At 63.8% G+C, this 14,644-nt stretch carries 14 protein-coding genes and 1 pseudogene; 8 read left to right on the top strand and 7 right to left on the bottom strand.

Annotated features, from left to right (window positions below):
• Positions 1-238 precede the first annotated feature (238 nt).
• The 4 genes and pseudogenes from NKH31_RS02650 to NKH31_RS02635 all read right to left on the bottom strand — a co-directional run bounded on the left by NKH31_RS02650 (position 239) and on the right by NKH31_RS02635 (position 3,606).
• Entirely contained in the window at positions 239-679 is a 441-nt protein-coding gene (locus NKH31_RS02650) for a universal stress protein (RefSeq protein ID WP_254863596.1), read from the bottom strand.
• A gap of 256 nt (positions 680-935) precedes the next feature.
• A pseudogene (locus tag NKH31_RS02645) lies at positions 936-1,315 on the bottom strand (transposase); the annotation flags it as partial.
• 219 nt (positions 1,316-1,534) lie between these two features.
• Positions 1,535-1,837, bottom strand: coding sequence for a hypothetical protein (locus NKH31_RS02640; RefSeq protein ID WP_254863595.1), 303 nt, complete (start codon positions 1,835-1,837; stop codon positions 1,535-1,537).
• A gap of 368 nt (positions 1,838-2,205) precedes the next feature.
• Positions 2,206-3,606, bottom strand: coding sequence for an outer membrane protein assembly factor BamB family protein (locus tag NKH31_RS02635; protein WP_254863594.1), 1,401 nt, complete (start codon positions 3,604-3,606; stop codon positions 2,206-2,208).
• Between the two features lie 757 nt (positions 3,607-4,363).
• Here NKH31_RS02635 and NKH31_RS02630 point away from each other — a divergent pair.
• Together NKH31_RS02630 and NKH31_RS02625 are read left to right on the top strand one after the other, a co-directional pair.
• Entirely contained in the window at positions 4,364-5,503 is a 1,140-nt protein-coding gene (locus tag NKH31_RS02630; protein ID WP_254863593.1) for a methyltransferase, read from the top strand.
• 72 nt (positions 5,504-5,575) lie between these two features.
• Positions 5,576-6,571, top strand: a complete 996-nt coding sequence (locus NKH31_RS02625) for an NAD-dependent epimerase/dehydratase family protein (RefSeq protein WP_254863592.1) — start codon at positions 5,576-5,578, stop codon at positions 6,569-6,571.
• 1 nt (position 6,572) lies between these two features.
• Here the strand turns inward: NKH31_RS02625 and NKH31_RS02620 are convergent, their stop codons facing one another.
• Together NKH31_RS02620 and mch are read right to left on the bottom strand one after the other, a co-directional pair.
• A complete protein-coding gene (locus NKH31_RS02620) occupies positions 6,573-7,067 on the bottom strand; it encodes a double winged helix-containing putative transcriptional regulator (RefSeq protein ID WP_254863591.1) in 495 nt (164 codons plus the stop codon).
• A 19-nt stretch (positions 7,068-7,086) separates the two neighbouring features.
• Complete coding sequence (gene mch, locus NKH31_RS02615; RefSeq protein WP_254863590.1) at positions 7,087-8,019, bottom strand: methenyltetrahydromethanopterin cyclohydrolase; 933 nt, start codon at positions 8,017-8,019, stop codon at positions 7,087-7,089.
• A 156-nt stretch (positions 8,020-8,175) separates the two neighbouring features.
• Between mch and NKH31_RS02610 the strand changes: the two genes are divergently transcribed.
• The 3 genes from NKH31_RS02610 to NKH31_RS02600 all read left to right on the top strand — a co-directional run bounded on the left by NKH31_RS02610 (position 8,176) and on the right by NKH31_RS02600 (position 10,721).
• Positions 8,176-9,135, top strand: a complete 960-nt coding sequence (locus tag NKH31_RS02610; RefSeq protein WP_254863589.1) for a DUF106 domain-containing protein — start codon at positions 8,176-8,178, stop codon at positions 9,133-9,135.
• 72 nt (positions 9,136-9,207) lie between these two features.
• Positions 9,208-9,783, top strand: a complete 576-nt coding sequence (gene cmk / locus NKH31_RS02605; RefSeq protein ID WP_254863588.1) for a (d)CMP kinase — start codon at positions 9,208-9,210, stop codon at positions 9,781-9,783.
• A gap of 11 nt (positions 9,784-9,794) precedes the next feature.
• Positions 9,795-10,721, top strand: coding sequence for an RNA-guided pseudouridylation complex pseudouridine synthase subunit Cbf5 (locus NKH31_RS02600; RefSeq protein WP_254863587.1), 927 nt, complete (start codon positions 9,795-9,797; stop codon positions 10,719-10,721).
• A 2-nt stretch (positions 10,722-10,723) separates the two neighbouring features.
• Here NKH31_RS02600 and NKH31_RS02595 read toward each other — a convergent pair whose 3' ends face one another.
• Positions 10,724-11,143, bottom strand: a complete 420-nt coding sequence (locus NKH31_RS02595; protein ID WP_254863586.1) for a MaoC family dehydratase — start codon at positions 11,141-11,143, stop codon at positions 10,724-10,726.
• Positions 11,144-11,232: 89 nt separating this feature from the next.
• On the opposite strand from NKH31_RS02595, the gene NKH31_RS02590 reads away from it, so the two are divergent.
• The 3 genes from NKH31_RS02590 to NKH31_RS02580 all read left to right on the top strand — a co-directional run bounded on the left by NKH31_RS02590 (position 11,233) and on the right by NKH31_RS02580 (position 14,383).
• The gene (locus NKH31_RS02590) at positions 11,233-12,051 is read left to right on the top strand and encodes an alpha/beta fold hydrolase (RefSeq protein WP_254863585.1); all 819 of its coding nucleotides are present in this window, start codon (positions 11,233-11,235) and stop codon (positions 12,049-12,051) included.
• On the top strand, positions 12,048-13,604 hold the full coding sequence (locus NKH31_RS02585) for an AMP-binding protein (RefSeq protein ID WP_254863584.1): 1,557 nt from the start codon (positions 12,048-12,050) through the stop codon (positions 13,602-13,604). The genes NKH31_RS02590 and NKH31_RS02585 overlap by 4 nt, the downstream gene beginning before the upstream one ends.
• A 68-nt stretch (positions 13,605-13,672) precedes the next feature.
• Positions 13,673-14,383, top strand: coding sequence for a helix-turn-helix domain-containing protein (locus NKH31_RS02580; RefSeq protein WP_254863583.1), 711 nt, complete (start codon positions 13,673-13,675; stop codon positions 14,381-14,383).
• Positions 14,384-14,644 lie beyond the last annotated feature (261 nt).

Genomic DNA, 14,644 nt, shown 5'->3' with positions numbered 1-14,644 from the left:
TGCGTCTTCCGAAATTTCTTTCTGATTTACTGTTCAATACCGACCCAAAGACCTCGTGTGGCTCAATTATGCTCCACGAGTGTCGCCATTGTGGCTCGAACTACGACGAGAACCGCGACCGCTGCACTGTATGCGGTTCCTCAGAAATGGCGACGTATTTCTTCCGCGAGGACTCTGAATAGCAGTCCCGAAAGACGGGTAACCTATCCAAATTGTTGACTACTCCAATCGATAGACATCACTCCTCAGATTCGATGTGGGGAAGTGCAATGACGGGCCGATCAGCTTCGGTGACGAGTTTTAATGACAAGTCGCCAGAGAGAAAGTGCATGATCCGATTACCTCCTCGGGATCGAAAGGCGATTGCGCTGGCACCGACTTCGTCAGCTGTCTCGAAGATGGCCCCAACAATATCCCTCGCGTATGCTGTCTGCGTTTGAGCATCAGAAAAGATCGTGCGAACGGCCGCGTACGCTTCCGCGGCTACCTCCTCGGATTGTTCAACAGGCGTTTTGTCGGGTGCGCCACCGGCTTTTTCGACGACGTGAAGGGCTGTCACTCGATTCGGATTATAGGGTGCAAGTGCGTTCGCTGTCTTCAGCGCATCCTCTTCATGTGCGACCGGAACGAGAACGTGGGCAAGTAACTCGTGCTGTGAGTCCTCTTCTGACTCATTCATAAGATAACCAGGTAGGCTCACCTGATAAATTATCGGGGCTAACTATACTCAACTTGGCCATAATATCAAATTGAGGTTGTGAACCAATATGCGCGACACCGAATTTTTCCGCCTCTGGATTCCGCGCGATGCGCGGGACCGCTCGACGCAAAAACTTCGATGAAAAGGCAGAAGGTTCGGCCTTCGGCCACGCCGTCGGAGAACCACGCTCACTTCGTTCGGGTGCAGCTACTACATGCGTCACCTGTACTATACGCTAGAAGAATCGGTCGAGATTGTAGACGATATATGCAAGGGCGAGTCCACGAAACTGCTTCCACCAGGGTTGTGACCGCACGAACGCACCGTACTTACGCTTGAGTCGAGAGTTCACCGTTTCGCTCTGGTACCATTGAGCGGAGATGTCGGCATCCAGTCGAGCGTTCCACGCTTTCTGATGTGAGGAAAACTCACGGTGATTGAGAGGTGGACGAATCTCGTTCCTGTTGGGCCGCTGCTCGAATCTGCTGATCGTCGTACCCCTTGTCACCGAGCAGAACTTCGACTTCAGCTGTGTTGCGGTTGATGAGTGACTTGGCGATTGTGTATCATGCTAGTGGATCGTGTGATGTGGAGATCGAGGATAGCGTTCGTCTTCCGCGAGGGTCGGAGCAAAGGCGTGGGGATGGTGACCGACGTTTCGCCCGTGGAATGACCATTTCCCCGTCGTTGTCGACGGAGTTCCGTTCCCTCGTGTTGTGGAACGTTGGATAATTATGCACGGGGCGAGTCGAAACCACTCAGTCCCACCGTTCATCGTTCGTCCCCGTACGTCAACATACATTTGGCACTCACGGTTTGCCGTCGACGGTTCGATCAGCGCTCCACGTTCGTCACGGTCCGTCGGAGCGTCTTCCAGGGAGGATCGACCGCGTCGTGCTTCGCAGGCGGCGGTGACTGGTCGGTACCGTTCTCCGCCGCCTCGTGACTGTTTTGCGTCCGTTTCACGATTTCGAGCAGCCCGATCGCGGCCAGGCAGTCCGGACAGATCGGCCGGTCGACGTCGCGGTAGGTCGACGCGGCGGGCCCCTGATGAGCCGTCGAAAGTCGAATCCAGTGGGACTCAGAGAGGCGGTCGCCACACCGGTAGCAGATCGGCGGATCCGGCGGGCGACTCATTGGGGCTCCTCCGAGTCGAGTATCCTTGCGAGCGACGTACTCTGCGTAATCGCTAGAACGGCTGAATGAAGCGTTCGCTGGCGGTACGGCTGACGTGCGAGACCTTTTTGTCTCGGAGGTTTGTATCGGAACATGGCAACTGAATCCTCGGCGGATTTGGAAGCCACGCCTCGGGTGGGCCAACACCCGGGGCATTTCACGTATGCCCCACTCGTTCTGGAGGGTGGCTTCCGTTCTGACAGTTATCGCGGACAATAATATAGTTACTGGTGTGTGACTGAAATGAACGGGTGAATCGGAGCGACGAAGCGCCGAGGAACGTCACGCTGGCCAGGAGATGGGTGCTCGCCGCGGCCACCGGTTGACGCTCAGGAGATGGCGTACAGGGTTCCACCTTCGCCGACGGTGATCAGCAGATCACCGGCCAGCGCGCAACCTCCACGAGTCGCGGTCCAGTTCATCTCGTCGGTCTTCAACTGCCACTCGATGGTACCGTCGGTCGGATCGACGGCGGTCACCGCGCCGCCGTCGTGAACGATGTAGACGGTGTCGCTCGTCGCGACGCGGAACATGGACCCGAGAAAGCTATCGACGCCGTCGAAGTGCGTCCACGGCTCGATTCGCCAGAGCCGCTCGCCCGTCGTTCGATCGACGCCGGAAACCAATCCTTTCGTTTCACTCACGACCACGGTGTCACCGATGACGACGGGCCACCCAGCACGCACGTTCTCTCCTTCCGGATTGTACGTCCACCGGTGATCGCCTGTCTCCCAGTCGTACGTAGTGAGGACAGTTTCGTCATCGATGTCGGTGAGTCCGTAGTACGCACCATTGGTTTGCACTGGATAGCGTGCTCGAACTGGTAGTGGCTCCAATTCTTCACCAGTGGGGGGGTCAAGCCGTCTTTTTGTATTGGGAAAATTAACCACTTCATTGTCGATAATTGGCATTCTGGGGATGTCCCAACCGTTATTGTCGCCTTGGGCTTCCCACAGTTTGTCTCCGGTTTCTGCGTGAAGGACGTGTAATTGTGGAACCGGTTCCCACGTTTCCAATTTTCGTCGGAAGGCGCTATCAGTCGCAACGACGACGTCGCCCACCCGACGAATCGCGGACGGAGCGCCGAGTATCTCCTCAGATTTCCAGCAGACACACCCCGTTTCCAGATCGTATGCGTGGACCTCACGGCCGATGGCCGCGTAGACGATCCCGTTTGCGATCGTTGGACGCCATATCGAGCTATTCGCTTCGAAGACCGTCTCGGCCTCACCGGTCGCCGCATCGATGGCGATGAATTTCCAGTGACCGCGCTGGTCTCGATTCAGCCGTTCGATCACTTGCGTCGTGTAAACGGTTCCGTCGACGATCAACGGGTGGTGAAAGCGCGATGCGCCCATCGATAGAAAGTTGCGTTCGAACGTCCACTGCACGCTGGGATCGTCGGACGGTCCGTCCGCGTGCGGATTGACGAACGAGTTCCCGGGGTCGTAGCCCAACATCCGCCAGTTGTCGTCATCGTACGCTGGCGGTGTCGAGAAGTCGACGGTGCAATCCGTACAGGGTGGATCCGGCCAGTCGTCGTAGTCGGCCGGCGGATCATCGGGAGGTTCGGTCGGAGCCGTTTCCTTTGGTTCACTACCTGCACTGGTGTTAGTTTCGTTCGTGCGAGCACCCGGGGCGGTACAGCCGGCGGCGGCGAACGCACCAACTGTCCCGAGCATGGAGAGGGCTGTTCGGCGGGTGAACCGAGGGGACTGATCAGGGGACATTCGTTCGACCAATCAAAGTGTTAGCAAATAAGTTTTCTATCGGCTCGTGGTGTTCTCCCAGTCCGATCGTCGTCGAGGCGGACCGAATCTTTTTGCCCTCGCACTCACAACGGCGAGATACGTTGAACAAGGCCTCGGGGTCGAACTGACGGGTCCGCGCCGCCGGCGTCGACGGCTCGCGCCGGTGTCGGGATCAGTGGTTCGGCCGGCTCGCCGGCTGTGGGCGCTCGTCGGGTCCGATCTGACGCGATCGGCTCCCCGACGGTCGTCACGCTGTTCGGTACCAGGGTCGCGCTTCGCGCAGCGGCGCGTGGGCTCGCCTTCTTCGATCCGTCGGTGAGGTGGTCTCGCTCGTCGGGAGTGGATATTCCATCGACTCCCGATCGTCGGGTCTCACGCCTCGGTCGTCCGTTCTGCGGTCCGCGTCGTCGCGAGCGAAGCGCTCGTCTCGTCATCGAACCGAGCGAGCCGCCGAATCCGCGTCGATGCAGAACCCACCTATACACACCACAGCCCGAACGAATCGCCACGACGAACCGACCCGGCCGACCGACCCCAGCGGTCGCCGAACCCATCTCGAACCGCCGTCGATGCCGACCGCCCGTCTCTGGACGGCGGCGTCCGAACGGGAATTACGACCGCGATCGACCCGGTTGCGTCGGTCTCGATTCGCCCACGACCGGATCGTCCCGAGCGCGGGACCTGGTCGCCCGACCGATCGTCAGCACGCCATCCAGCCGTTCTGGGGGTGGTCGCCGTGAACGCAGCCACCCGCGACCTCCGGCTCGAATCGCACGTCGAGCGTGGGCCCGACGTCTACCGATTTCGGACCGTCGACGGCGTCGTCTCGCCCGACGCGTTCCGGCCCGCGGAACTCGCCCTCGCCGAGGCGTGCTGGGAGCGGACGACCGACCGTCTCTGCGTGCTTGAGGCCAATTACGGCGTCGCCGGGACGCTCCTGGCGTCGCGGGCGGAGCGCGTCACCATGACCGAGACGAGCGCCCGCGCCGCGCGACTCTGCCGACAGAACGCGACCGAAAACGGCGTCGACGCCGCCGTCCAGGTGGTAGCCGACGTCTCTACACTGGAGGAGCGATTCGACGTCGTCGTCTACGCGCCGAAGGCCTACACGCCGCTCGACGTCGGCGTCCAGCACCTTGTGAGCGCGCTCGCGACGCTTTCCCCCGGCGGACTGCTGTTCCTCGCCGCGTCGAAGCGAAGCGGCCTCGGCCGGTACCGGTCCGCCCTCGAATCCCGCTGTGCGGACGTCGAGCGAATCGCTCGAACCGGGGACGTTCGCGTGCTTCGCGCGGAGCGACCCGACGCCGTCGATTTCGAGCGTCACGTCACGCCGACCGTCCTCCGGCCGACCGTCTGCGATGTCGACCTCGAACTCGTTACGCTTCCGGGGACGTTCGCCGCGTCGGAACTCGATCTCGGCACTCGTCTGTTGCTGGAGACGGTCACCCCGTCGCTTCCCACCGACGGCAGGGTCCTGGATCTGTGCTGTGGCTGTGGCCCGATCGGCGCCTACGTCGCCGCGGCGACCAACTGTGATGTCTGGCTCACCGACGAGTGTCGGCTGGCTTCCTGGTGTGCCGAACGTACGGTCGAGCGAACTCCCCGTGAGAACGGGACGCCGCGGGTCGTTACGGCGGACTGCCTTCGCGGCGTCGACGGACGGCGGTTCGATATCGTCCTCTGTAACCCGCCGACGCACGCCGGTGACGGCGTCCTGTCGTCGCTGTTCTCAGGAGCGGCCGACGTACTCACGCCGGACGGAGAGTGCTGGTTCGTTCACCACCGCAGTCTCGATCTGAGCGAACACGCGAGCGTCTTCGATCGAGTCGACCGCGTCGCGACGGGACGAGAGCACGTCGTTTTCCGGGCGAGCTGACGATCCTCCGCGCGGCCGACGGAGATCGGCACGCGGGATACACTTTTGTACTCTGTCAGTAAACTTGCCGACATGAACCTCTTCGTCGCCGGTGCCACCGGTGTTCTCGGGCGACGACTCGTGGATCAACTGACCGACCGCGGCCACGACGTGGTCGGCCTCGTCAGGGACGACGTCGGCGAGCGGGCGGTCCGTTCCCGGGGCGGGACGCCCGCGTACGGCGACGTCCTCGATCGGGAGGGGCTTCTCGACACCGTCGACGACGCCGATGTCGTGATCCACGCGGCGACGGCCATCCCGACGGCGAACAGGCCGTCTGCCGACGACTGGGAACGTAACGACCGTATCCGGACGGAGGGAACGAAGAATCTGTGGGCCGCCGCCGAAGCGGCAGATGTCGACCAGTTCATCTTCCAGAGCGTCGTCTGGCTCGCCCGACAGCCGGACGGCGAACCGTTCGACGAGGGGTCGCCGCCGAACCCGGATCGAACGACCGAGTCGGCCCTCGAAGCCGAGCGGTTTCTCGAGAACGTCGCCAGGGATTCCAACATCCACACCTGCGTGCTCCGCGGCGGCTGGTTCTACGCGCCCGACGCGGCCCACACCCGCCAGTTTGGCGAGGGACTCCTCGCTGGACGACTGCCGATCGTCGGCGGCGGCCTCCTCGGTCGGACGGACGCCGCGCTCTCGATCGTTCACGCCGACGACGCGGCTGCCGCGTACGCGGCGGCGGTCGAAGCGAGCCTGACGGGAACCTACCACGTCGTCGACGAGCGACCAGTGACGTTCGCCGACTTCATCGGGTTGCTCGCGGATCGACTCGGTGCGTCGAACCCGAGACGCGTGCCCGGGTGGCTCGCGCGATTCGTCGTCGGTCGGGACACCGTTCTCCTCCTCACGAACTCGATGCCGACGAGCGCCGATCGGCTTCGAGCTGTCACCGACTGGACGCCGACGTACCCGACCTACGAGGACGGTATCGATGCAATCGTCGACGACTGGTTCGCCGAGGGGACGATCGAGGCGACCGACGACGGCTACGCGTGGGTCGAGGACCTGTCGGTGTGAATCACGACCGGAGGCGGTACCGACCATCGCGACGGTCGACCAGCTCGAACACCTCGGCCCACGCGAGAATCCGGTCGATGCGATCGACGACTCCCGAGTCCGCGCCGTCGCCGGTGCGTCGGCCGGTCCCCCGTGACCGTTCGCCGCGGGCGGCGAGACTGTCGTCGACTTCGGCGGCGGTGAGCGGTTCGTCCGCCACCTCCAGCGCGCCGAGGACGGCGTCGACGCCGACGACTCGGCGCCGGAAAGCCTCGCCCGCGTGGGTCTCGTTTCTCGACGCCCGGCGGTAGCCATCGGGTTCGGAGACGGCCAGTTCGAGCGCCCGGAGAAAGGTGATCCACTCGCTCGCCACCTCGCGCGTCTCGATCCATGTGTCGTCGATCACGCGCGCACAGCAGTCGAGTTCCGAATCCGACTCCGCCGGCAGGGCGTTCCGAACTGATTCGATCGTCTCCGTGGGATCGGACGGCGGCTCGGGAATCGGTTTGAATTGCATATGGTGTCGAGGCCCGCGGCTACAGCCCGAACGACTCGATTAGCAGCTCCTCGTCGGTCTCGCCGAAGGTGTGCGTCTCGCCGCCCATCACGTCGACCGTCACGGTCGCGGGGCCGAACAGCCCGGCCGGCAGTTCCTCGAACGACCACTCCATCTCGTCGTAGATCTCGGCGAACGGGCTCTCGTACTCCTCGCCGGCGGTCGAGGGAATCTCCTCGAAGCGGTCGAAGGATTCGCGGACGACGAGGTGGGCGCGTCCGCCGTAGGCGAGGGCATCGGTCGTTCGGGCGATTCCGGTCCGTTCGTCGGCGGCGATCGGGGCGACTGGCGCGCGGCCGTTCGCCGAGACGATGTCGAGTGGATCGTAGCCGAGTTCACAGAGCTGGTAGGTCGCCACCTCGGCGGCCCGGGCGGCGTTGGTCACGCTGCCGACGACGCTCGCGGTGGGAAAGGCGACGAGAAAGACGCTGCTGGGTTCGACTCCGGCGAAGGCGGCGACCTGTTCGGCCGCGGCGTCGGTCGGTTCCACGTCGGTCTCGACGGCCAGCGCGGTCAGATCGAAGTGCTCGCTGTAGCCGATTCGCTGGTAGATATCCTCGCCGGCGACGAGCGCGCGGGCGGGACCGCTTCCGAGCCCTTCGAAGTCCTCAGCCGTCAGTTCCCAGCCGGCCTTCTGCGAGCCGAGCAACGCGAGCGCGGGTTGATCCGTCGAGAGTTCGACGTAGGGAATGGTCGCGGTTCCGATGGTTCCGAGTTGGCGCCGAACCGTCGCCAGGCCGGCCGTCTGTATCTCCGTACAGAGGAGTCCGGCTTCCATGCCGCCGTCGAATTCGAGTCCGAAGTCCAGAATCGTGGCCTCAGAATCGAGCTGGGTCGCACCGACGTTGAGCTCCGCGGCGTACTCGAGGGCCTCGTCGACCAGCTCGATCGCCATCCGATTTAGCTTCTCCATGCTCGCCACTACTGGTCCCCCATTGAAACAGTTTGCCAGATGCGCTCTCACCCGAAGGCTTCGCTCGGAGCGGGTAGTCGGGCCGATCGGCGACGCGGGTCGGGACGGAACAGAAGAAAAAGGCTTGTATACCGAAGGTGGCTACCTTCGAGTTGAATGACGCGCACGGCGGAGAAAGTGAGTACGCTCCTTCGCGAAGACGAGGAGATGGAGGCGGCCCTCGAGTCAATCCGCGAGCGCGCAGACGAGAACGGGGGCGAGGTCGACTGGGCGGACGTCAGCGACGACCTCACCAGTGGCCAGTGGGGCAGAATCATCGAGAAAGGCGTCCTCGTCGACGGCGACGAGGGCTTCGAGATCGCCGACCGGGAAGCCTACGACGAGGCGTTAGATGGCGACGGGGATGACGGACCGATCGGCGGCGTCGAGATCGACACCGACGCCTCGAAGTGGACCCAGTGGGACAAACTCGCCGGCGTCATCTCGCTGTTGTTGATGTTCGGCTACTGGACCGACACCGTCCGCGACGCCGTCGGCAGTTCGATCAACTTCCTCGTCGCGCCGCTCGACGCCGCGTTGCCGTTCTACGCGGTCATCCTCTCGGTCGCGCTCATCACCGGACTGTGGTCCGCCCTGATCCAGTCCGTCGTGATGGACCCAGAGCGCATGGGCAAGTATCAAAAGCGGATGAAAGCGATGGGCGATAAGCGAAAGGAAGCTCAGAAGGCCTTGAAAGAGGCCGAAGAGCGCGAGGCACCCGAGGCGGAGATCGAGCGCCTGGAGAACGAACTCGATCGCGTCCAGGAAGAACAGATGGAAGCGATGGCCGAGAACCTCGGCATGTTCAAAGATCAGTTCCGGATGATGGTCTGGGTCATGCTCTTCGTCATCCCGCTGTTCCTCTGGATGTACTGGAAACTCCACGGGAATCACGCCGACGCGCTCACCGGCGTCGAACAGCAGATGGTGATGCCGCTGGCCGGCGAGGTGACGCTCAGTTCGGGAATAATCGGTCCGATGCCCGGCTGGATCGTCTGGTACTTCCTGTGCTCGCTGGGCTTCTCCCAGTTGCTCCGGAAGGCGCTCAACATCAATCTGAGCCCGGATTCGAGCTGAGCCGGCCACCGTCGAACGCCCTCTCGGCGTCTAATTCAAAACCCCTTTTACCGGCGCCGATACACTCCCGGTATGTTACTCACCGTCTCCGGTCCGCCAGGGAGCGGAAAGAGCACCACGGCCGCGTTGCTCGCCGAGCACTTCGAACTCGAGCACGTGAGCGGTGGCGACATCTTCCGCGAACTCGCCGACGAGCGTGGCTACACCCCGCTCGAGTTCAACAAGCTCGCCGAGGAGAACGAGGGGATCGATCGCGACCTCGACCGTCGGCTGCGAGAGGTGGCCATCGAGCGTGACGGCCTCGTCTTGGAGTCGCGCCTGGCCGGGTGGCTCGCCGGCGAGCACGCCGACTTTCGCTTCTGGCTCGACGCGCCGGCGGCCGTCCGCGGCGAGCGGATCGCCGACCGCGAGGACAAAGATCCCGTCAACGCTACTGAAGAGACGCGCGCCCGCGAAGCGAGTGAGGCACAACGATACGAGGAGTACTACGGGATCGACATCGAGGATCTCAAGCCGTACGACCTCTCGGTCAACACGGCCCGCTGGGAACCCGACGCCGTACTCGACATGCTCGTCACGGCGGTCGAGGAGTACGACCCCGTCGGAGACGAAGGGAAAGTCCCCATCGAACTGGCAATCGAGCTGTAACTCGTCGAACGATGACACTTCGCCCCCCACCGGACGACCGATCGCCGGCAGAACTACTCGAATTCGGCGTCGTCAACCTCGATAAGCCGGCCGGCCCCTCCTCGCACCAGGTGAGCGCCTGGATCAGAGACGCCGTCGACGAGACGCTCTCTGCGGCGGGCGATTCGCCGATCGAACGGGCCGCCCACGCCGGGACGCTCGATCCGAAGGTGACCGGCTGTCTACCGGTCATGCTCGGTGACGCGACCAGGCTCGCGCCGGTCTTTCTGGAGGGGCAAAAGGAGTACGTCGCCGTCCTGGAGTGTCACGCGCCGGTGCCGACCGACGTCGAGACGGTCCTCGCGGAGTTCGAAGGACCGATCTACCAGAAACCGCCGCGAAAGAGCGCCGTCTCCCGTCGCCTCCGCGTCCGGGAGATCTACGCACTGGAGGCGCTCGAAGTCGACGATCGCCGGGTCCTGCTTCGAATTCGGTGTGAGAGTGGCACCTACGTACGAAAACTCTGTCACGACATCGGTCTGGCGCTCGGCACTGGTGGTCACATGGGCGATCTCAGACGGACGGCGACCGACCCGTTCGACGACCGAGACCTCGTCAGCGCCACGGACCTGATCGACGCGCTCGCGTTCTGGCTCGAAGACGACGAGCCGGAGGCGGTGTCCGAGGTGGTCGATCCGGCCGAACGGGTGCTCGTCGACCTGCCGTCGGTAACGATCGCCGAGAGTGCGGCCCGCGAGGTGGCCAACGGCGCGCCGGTGTACGCGCCGGGCGTCCTCGCGGTCGAGGGGGTCGACGAATCGACGGCCGACGGTTCGACGGAGGCCCCGCTCGTCGCCTGTTACACGCCGGAGGGGTCGGCCATCTGTCTGGGTCGGCTCGTCGGCGACCCCGACGCCGAGTCGGGGACCGTCGTCGAGTTAGAACGCGTGCTGGTGTGAGGCTACCGACTGGGTAGGCGACCGCCTCCCTCGCGTTCGAGCGAGAGGATGACCGCTTCGCCGGTGACGACGGTCTCTTCGTCCGTTTCGGCGATAGTTTCGACGCGCAGTCGGTCGCCACTCAGATTCTCGCTCACTTCGACTGTCGCGGTGACGGTCTGATCCACGTAGACGGGGGCGAGAAACTGGAGGTCCTGTGAGACGTAGATGACGTCGCCGTCGAGCGAGGCGAGCGCGCTAGAGACCACGCCGGCGGCGAACATGCCGTGGGCGACCGGCTCGCCGAAAAAGCCGCCTCCGGCGTAGCGTTCGTCTACGTGCAGTGGATTGTCATCTCCGGTGACCTCGGCGAACCGTTCGATGCGGTCGCGAGTCGCCGTTCGGCTCGCCGTGGCGACGTCTCCGGGGCTGGCTGCTGGCATGTACAGTACTTTTCGTCGACCCGGCCTGTACCTGGGGGTTGATACTCGAACGGTGTGGTACTTTTCCGCTCGGGAGAAACGTGGTGGATATGCAGACGGTCACACGCGACGGAACCGAGCTGGCGTACGACGTCGACGGACCGGTCGACGGCGAGCCGGTGGTATTTCTCTCGGGGCTGGGCTACGGTCGCTGGATGTGGCGATTCCAGCGGGACGCCCTCGCCGATTCGCACCGGACGATCCGAATCGACAACCGGGGTGCGGGCGACTCCGACGAACCGGAGGGCCCGTACTCGATCGACGAGATGGCCGCCGACGTCGAGGCGGTGCTCGACGCGGAGGGGATCGCTCGTGCGCACGTCGTCGGCGCGAGCATGGGCGGAATGATCGCCCAGCGCTACGCGATCGAGTACGATCGAGCGGCGACGCTCTCGCTTCTGTGTAGTTCGCCGGGCGGCCCGGACGCCGAACCGATTCCCGAGGAGACCCAGGAAGTGCTGGTCTCGGTGCCCGAGTCTGCCGACGAGCGCGAGGCGATCAAACACCGAATGGCGGTGGCCGTCTCGCCGACGTTCTACGAGGACGACCCCGATCTCGTCTCCCGAATCGTCGACTGGCGTCTCGAAAGCGACGCCAGCGAGGCCGCGCGAGCGGCCCAGGCGGCGGCCGTGATGGCGTTCGACGCGAGCGACGAGCTAGACCGGATCTCGATCCCGACGCTCGTCGCCCACGGGACGGCCGATCGCGTTCTCCCCGTCGAGAACGGTCGCTTGCTGGCCGAGTCGATCCCGAACGCGACGTTCGAACCGTTCGACGGCGCCCACCACCTCTTCTTCATCGAGGAGGCCGAGGCGGTGACGGATCGACTTCGAACGTTCCTGGGAGCGATCTCGCCGGTGGACGCATGAAGTGGGGCGATCCGGCGTACGAGTGGGTCGGCGATTGGAGCGGTCGGCGCGCATCGCTCTCGCCCGATCGGACCGCGATCGTCGACGAGGGAACGGGAGAATCGTTCACGTACGCCGACCTCGATCGGCGGGCGAACCGGACCGCCCGACTCCTCGACGCCTACGACGTCGCAGACGGCGAGCGGGTTGCGCTCGTCTCCCGGAATCGGATCGAGACGATCGATCTCTTCTGTGCGGCGGGGAAGACCGGTGGGGTGTTGGCGCCGCTTTCGTACCGACTCGCGCCGCCGGAGTTGGCGGAACTGATCGAGCTGATCGACCCGAATCTGCTCGTCATCGAGTCGCCGTTCGTCGAGCGGCTCGAACACGCCATCGCGCGGTCGTCGATCGAACCGCCAGTTGTCGAACTCGAGACAGCCGAACCGGCCGGTGGCTGGGATCGGTACGCGGACGAGGTTCCCGTCGACGGCGCTCCTGTGGTGCCGGTCGACCGTTCGCTCTCGGATCCGCACCTGCTCTTACATACCGGCGGCTCGACCGGGACGCCGAAGGAGACGACGATAACCCACGGGTCGATTTACTGGAACAGCTTCAACACGATCACCGCCTGGGGGCTCAGACCCGACGACGTCGCACCGATGGTGTTTCCGGCGTTTCACACCGGCGGCTGGAACGTCCTGACGCTGCCGATTATGAGCGTCGGTGGGACCCTCGTCATCGATCGAGAGGTCGATCCCGGTTGCGTCCTGACGCAAGTCGAAGACCACGGTGCGACGGTGCTCGTGGCCGTCCCCGCGGTGTTGCGAGCGATGGCTCACCACGACGACTGGGAGGCGACGGACCTCTCGACGCTTCGATTCGCCAAGAGCGGTGGCGGACCCTGTCGGGACTCGATCGTTCGGGCCTGGCGCGACCGGGACGTCGACCTCACGCAGGGCTACGGCCTGACCGAGATCGGGCCGAACAACTTCGCGATGCCTGATGAGTTCCCAGCGGAGAAGGTTGCGAGCGTCGGGAAACCGGCTCTGCACGTCGACACCCGAATCGTCAGCGAAGACGGGGAAGCCGTCGACGCTGGCGAGATCGGCGAACTCGAACTCGCCGGCCCGCACGCGGCGTCCGGCTACTGGGGAAACGAGACGGAGACTGCGGCAACGTTCGGCGAGGGCTGGGTGTCGACCGGCGATCTCGCTCGCGTCGACGAGGACGGGTTCTACCACATCGAGGGCCGAAAGAAGAACATGTTCGTAAGCGGCGGCGAGAACGTCTATCCGCCCGAAGTCGAGGACGCCATCGCCGACCACCCGGCCGTCGAGGAGGTGATCGTCGTCGGCGTTCCGGACGAGCGGTGGGGAACGGTCGGGAAGGCGGTCGTCGAGGGCGACGAGTCGCTGACGCACGGGGAACTCGAGGCATTTCTCGACGGCACGCTCGCCAGGTTCAAGATTCCGGCTCACCTCGCGTTCGTCGACGAGATGCCCACGAGCGGCCCCTCGAAGCTGGACCGGGAAGCGATCGTAGACGAGTTTGGAACCACTTCACATGATCCCTAAGATCAAGGCCGTTTGGACGAACAACCGTCACGCATCGTTATGAGTGACGAGAACGAACACGAACGACGATGATCGACGTCACACTGGACATGGAACAGTACGATTGTCCGTTCATCGAGACGACGGACGACCACGACGTCTCGTTTCGGACGCTCCAGTGGGACTTCGATTCCGATCGGCGCGAACTCGAGACGCGGATGATGGTCGAGGGAGACGACCGCGGAACGCTCGAATCCGGCCTCTCGGCCCTGCAGAATCACTCGAACATGCACGAGTGTGACCTGTTCAAAAAGCACGAGGGGATCGCGTTGATCCGGACGACGATCGCAGAGACGAATGCGATGCGCGTAATCCGAAACAACGACGGATTCATCACCGGTCCGTTCGAGATCGAAGCCGGGACCGAACGGTGGGAAGTCGGCTTCGACGACGAGCGAACCGCCGACGACACGCTCGCCGAACTCGAGGTCAACAACGAGTTCACCGTCGAACGGCGCTCGAGCCTCGAACTCGATCCGATGTTCGACTTGCTCTACAACTCGGATGCCGCCGAGACGCTGCTCGAAGCCTGTCGGACGCTCTCGGAAACCGAGCGGCAAACGCTCGTCGTCGCCGCCGAGAAAGGCTACTTCGATCAGCCGCGCGGGGCGACGCTACAGATGCTCGCCAACGAATTCGACGTCTCTGACACCGCCGTTTCGAAGAACGTCCGTCGGGCCGAGCGCAAGATTCTAAAGCGCGTCGTCGACGCCATGGAGTCGATCGAGGACGTCGGCTGAGTCGGTGTGAACGTCGTGTCGACTGGTCGGCTTACCCTCTTCAGGTGGATCTCCTCTTACCCCACCGCGAGGAGCGTATTCCTCGCACGTCCGTCACGAGTCGGGAAGCGACCCGTCGGAGACGTTCGGTAGTAATTCGAGGAATCCGCTGGTATCGCGTCGTCGAGCCTGCTTTCGTCGCGCCGTCGAAGTCAGGTGGACCTAAGCGGCTTCCCAAACGGTCGCCGTCTTTCGATTCGGTGTGAAAAACGGGTTTCGTGG

The sequence above is a fragment of the Halovivax gelatinilyticus genome, from assembly GCF_024300625.1.
Taxonomy (GTDB): Archaea; Halobacteriota; Halobacteria; order Halobacteriales; family Natrialbaceae; genus Halovivax; species Halovivax gelatinilyticus.
This window is presented reverse-complemented; position numbering and strand designations above follow the sequence as displayed.